5 protein-coding genes are annotated in these 3,695 nt (G+C 71.1%); all 5 read left to right on the top strand.

Annotation, left to right across the window (positions count from 1 at the left end; all coding sequences use genetic code 11):
* Positions 1–27: 27 nt before the first annotated feature.
* Positions 28–225: a ubiquitin-like protein Pup gene (locus tag Q1K26_RS24125; RefSeq protein WP_300017461.1), complete on the top strand. Its 198-nt coding sequence runs from the start codon at positions 28–30 to the stop codon at positions 223–225.
* A 71-nt stretch (positions 226–296) separates the two neighbouring features.
* Positions 297–1,178, top strand: a complete 882-nt coding sequence (prcB, locus tag Q1K26_RS24120) for a proteasome subunit beta (RefSeq protein ID WP_300017457.1) — start codon at positions 297–299, stop codon at positions 1,176–1,178.
* Positions 1,179–1,238: 60 nt separating this feature from the next.
* Positions 1,239–2,081: a proteasome subunit alpha gene (gene prcA, locus Q1K26_RS24115; protein WP_300017454.1), complete on the top strand. Its 843-nt coding sequence runs from the start codon at positions 1,239–1,241 to the stop codon at positions 2,079–2,081.
* A 10-nt stretch (positions 2,082–2,091) separates the two neighbouring features.
* Positions 2,092–2,790: a metal-dependent transcriptional regulator gene (locus Q1K26_RS24110; RefSeq protein ID WP_300017451.1), complete on the top strand. Its 699-nt coding sequence runs from the start codon at positions 2,092–2,094 to the stop codon at positions 2,788–2,790.
* Between the two features lie 84 nt (positions 2,791–2,874).
* Positions 2,875–3,695: metal ABC transporter substrate-binding protein (locus Q1K26_RS24105; protein ID WP_300017448.1), on the top strand; the 821-nt coding region annotated here is incomplete at its 3' end.

Raw genomic sequence — 3,695 nt, 5'->3', positions numbered from 1 at the left:
TGCACGGACCACGAACCGGGAGGCGTCATGGCGCAGGAACAGACCAGGCGACAGGGTGGCGGGGACGGCGACGGCGAGGACGACGGGGGCGCCGCTCCGGCCGGCCAGGAGCGTCGTGAGAAGCTGGGCGAAGACGTCGACTCGATCCTCGACGAGATCGACGACGTGCTCGAGGAGAACGCCGAGGACTTCGTCCGGGCCTACGTGCAGAAGGGCGGCCAGTAGCCGCTGACCTGGTACGCGGAGCCGGCCGAGGTGACGGACTGACCGTCGGAACGAAGGAGCGGATACCACCGATGGAGCCAAGGTCGGCCCGTTGGACGAACTCGAGAGGTCCGGTGGACGCGGCGCTGCCCGCCGCGTACTTCACCCCCGGTGCCTCGTCGTTCACCGACTTCGTCGCGGCGGCCGCGCCGCACCTGCTGCCCGGCCGGATCCCGCCGGGTCTGACCCGCGAGTTGCCCGGGGCCGGTCTGGAGATCGTGCACGGCACGACGATCGTCGCGGCCACCTACGACGGCGGCGTGCTGATCGCCGGTGACCGCCGGGCCACGATGGGCAACATGATCGCCCAGCGTGACATCGAGAAGGTGGTCATCACCGATAACTACTCGGCGATCGGCATCGCCGGCGCGGCCGGCATGGGCGTGGAGATGGCCCGGCTCTACACCGTCGACCTCGAGCACTACGAGAAGATCGAGGGTGTGCCGCTGTCGCTGGACGGCAAGGTGAACAAGCTCGCCGGCATGGTCCGGGCGAACCTCGGCGCCGCGCTGCAGGGGTTCGCGGTGCTGCCGCTGTTCGCCGGTTACGACCCCGACGCCGCCGACCCGGCGCGCGGCGGGCGGATCGTGAGCTTCGACGTGACCGGCAGCAAAGCCGACGAGCCGGTGGGCTACCACGCGATCGGCTCGGGCTCCCTGTTCGCGCGCTCGGCGTTGAAGAAGCGGCACGACCCCACCGCCGATGCGGACACCACGATCCGGGTCGCCCTGGAGGCGCTCTACGACGCGGCCGACGACGACACCGCCACCGGTGGGCCCGACCTGACACGCAAGATCTTCCCGATGGTGGTGACCATCGACGCGGCCGAGGGCGCGGTCCGCCGGTCGGACTCCGAGGTCGGCGAGGTGATCAGCTTGGTGGTCGCCGATAGGCTGGAACGCCCCGGAGGCTGACCGGACACCGCGCCGGCCCGGAGATCCCCGACGACCGTTCGACGACCAGGAGTACCTGACGTGACGATGCCGTTCTACGCCTCCGCCGAGCAGGTGATGAGGGACCGCTCGGAGCTGGCCCGCAAGGGCATCGCCCGGGGACGCAGCGTCACGGTCCTGACCTACTCCGGGGGCGTGCTGTTCGTCGCGGAGAACCGCTCCACGGCGCTGCACAAGGTCTCGGAGATCTACGACCGGATCGGGTTCGCCGCGGTCGGCCGCTACAACGAGTTCGAGAACCTGCGCACGGCCGGGATCCGGCTGGCCGACGTGCGCGGCTACTCCTACGACCGCCGCGACGTCACCGGCAAGTGGCTGGCCAACGCCTACGCCCAGACCATGGGTGCCATCTTCACCGAGCAGCAGAAACCCTTCGAGGTTGAGCTGTGCGTGGCCGAGGTGGGCCAGACCCCGGACAACGACCAGCTCTACCGGATCACCTACGACGGCTCGATCAGCGACGAGCCCCAGTTCGTGGTCATGGGCGGGCAGACCGAGCCGATCAGCGCCCAGTTGCGGGAGTCCTACCAGCCGGGCATGGAACTGGCCGACGCGGTGGCGGTGGCCGTGCGCGGGCTGCAGTCGGCCACGCCGGGCGGCCCGGCGTCCACGACGACCGGGTCCGCGACCAACGGCGCGGCCGCCGAGCGGGTGCTCGGGGTCAACGCCCTGGAAGTCGCCGTGCTCGACCGGCGCCGGCCCCGGCGGGCCTTTCGCCGGCTCACCGGATCGGTGCTGGCCGGCCTGTTGCCCGCCGAGAACCGGGCCATCGACGCGGCGGCCGACCCGGAGCCCAAACAGTCGGCCGGGGACGCGGCGGGCGGGTCCGAGGGCGAGGCCGGGGGCGCGCAGGGCAGCGCCTAGGCTCGTCGCCATGGGGGCCGGGCCGCAGCGCTATTCCTCGTCCATCGAGGACTACCTCAAGACGATCTACGCCCTGCAGGAGCGGGGCGGCCCGGCGATCACCACGAGCCGACTGGCCGAACGTCTCGGCGTGCTGCCCTCCTCGGTGTCCGGCATGGTGCGCAAGCTCAGTGACCTGGCGCTGCTGGAGCATCAGCGTTACGGCGCGATCAGCCTCACCCCGGCCGGGCGGAAGGTCGCCCTCGGTGTGGTACGCAGGCACCGGCTGATCGAGCTGTACCTGGTCACCGAGCTGGGGTACTCCTGGGACGAGGTGCACGACGAGGCGGAGATCCTCGAGCACGCGGTGTCCGACCGGTTGCTGGAACGGATCTGCGAGCGGCTGGGGGATCCCCGTTTCGACCCGCACGGTGACCCGATCCCGACCCGCGACGGCGAGATCCGGGACTGGGACGCGCAGCGGCTGTCCACCAGCGAACCGGGCGCACGCGGCGCCCTGGTGCGGGTCGACGACGCCGATCCCGGGATGCTGCGCCACCTCAGTGCGCAGGGCATCCGGCTGGGCAACAGGGTGGAGCTGGTCGAGCGGGCGCCCTACGGCGGTTCCTACGTGGTCCGGGTGGAAGCGGCGGAGGGTCGGGCGTCAGCGACCACCCACCACCTCGGCGCGGAGCTCGTCGCGGCCATGTGGGTGCAGGTCGACGCCTGAGCGAACCATTGTTTTGGGTGCGATGACGTTCTAAAGTTGGGCGTGCCGAATTTTGGACGCGGACGAGCGACGGGGCTCGTCGCGGTGCTGACCCTGGTCGCCGCGGTGCTCGGGGCGGGTGCCGCCTGCTCCACCCCGGCACAGCCCCGTGACGACGGCCGCAGGAAGGTGCTCGCGACCTTCACCGTGATCGCGGACATGGCCCGACAGGTGGCGGGCGACCGGCTGGACGTGGAGTCGATCACCAAGGTCGGATCCGAGATCCACGAGTACGAACCCACCCCGGACGACCTCGTCCGGGCCGAGGGCGCGGACCTCGTGCTGGACAACGGCCTGGGCCTGGAGCGCTGGTTCCGGCGGTTCGTCGAACGGGCCGACGTGCCCAGTGTCGCGGTGAGCACCGGCGTGGAGCCGATCCCGATCTCGGTCGGCTCCTACCAGGGCCAGGCCAACCCGCACGCGTGGATGTCGCCCCGGGTCGGTGCGCTCTACGTCGCCAACATCCGGGACGCGCTGAGCCGACTCGACCCGGCCAACGCGACCTACTACCGGGACAACGCCCGGCGCTACGAGGAGCGGTTGCGCGCTGTCGAGCAGGATCTGGCGCGGGAGTTGGCGACACTGCCACCCCAGCAACGCGCCCTGGTGACGTGCGAGGGCGCGTTCTCCTACCTGGCCAGGGACACCGGTCTGCGGGAGGGCTACCTGTGGCCGGTGAACAGCGACGCCGAGGGCACTCCGCAACAGGTCGCGGCGGTGATCGGGTTCGTCCGGGCGAACCAGGTCCCGGCGGTGTTCTGCGAGTCGACGGTCAACGACGCGGCGCAGCGTCAGGTCGCCCGGGAGACCGGTGCCAGACTCGGCCCGACGCTGTACGTCGACTCGTTGTCCGGTCCCGACGGACC

The organism is Pseudonocardia sp., assembly GCF_029263155.1.
Lineage (GTDB): Bacteria > Actinomycetota > Actinomycetes > Mycobacteriales > Pseudonocardiaceae > Pseudonocardia.
The sequence above is the reverse complement of the archived record's forward strand: the minus strand, read 5'-3'. Positions and strand labels throughout refer to the sequence as shown.

What these genes read in the sequence shown, in the direction of transcription:
- Q1K26_RS24125 (WP_300017461.1), top strand. Translation starts at nt 28, where the DNA reads ATGGCGCAGGAACAGACCAGGCGACAGGGTGGCGGGGACGGCGACGGC.
- prcB (WP_300017457.1), top strand. Translation starts at nt 297, where the DNA reads ATGGAGCCAAGGTCGGCCCGTTGGACGAACTCGAGAGGTCCGGTGGAC.
- Q1K26_RS24110 (WP_300017451.1), top strand. Translation starts at nt 2,092, where the DNA reads ATGGGGGCCGGGCCGCAGCGCTATTCCTCGTCCATCGAGGACTACCTC.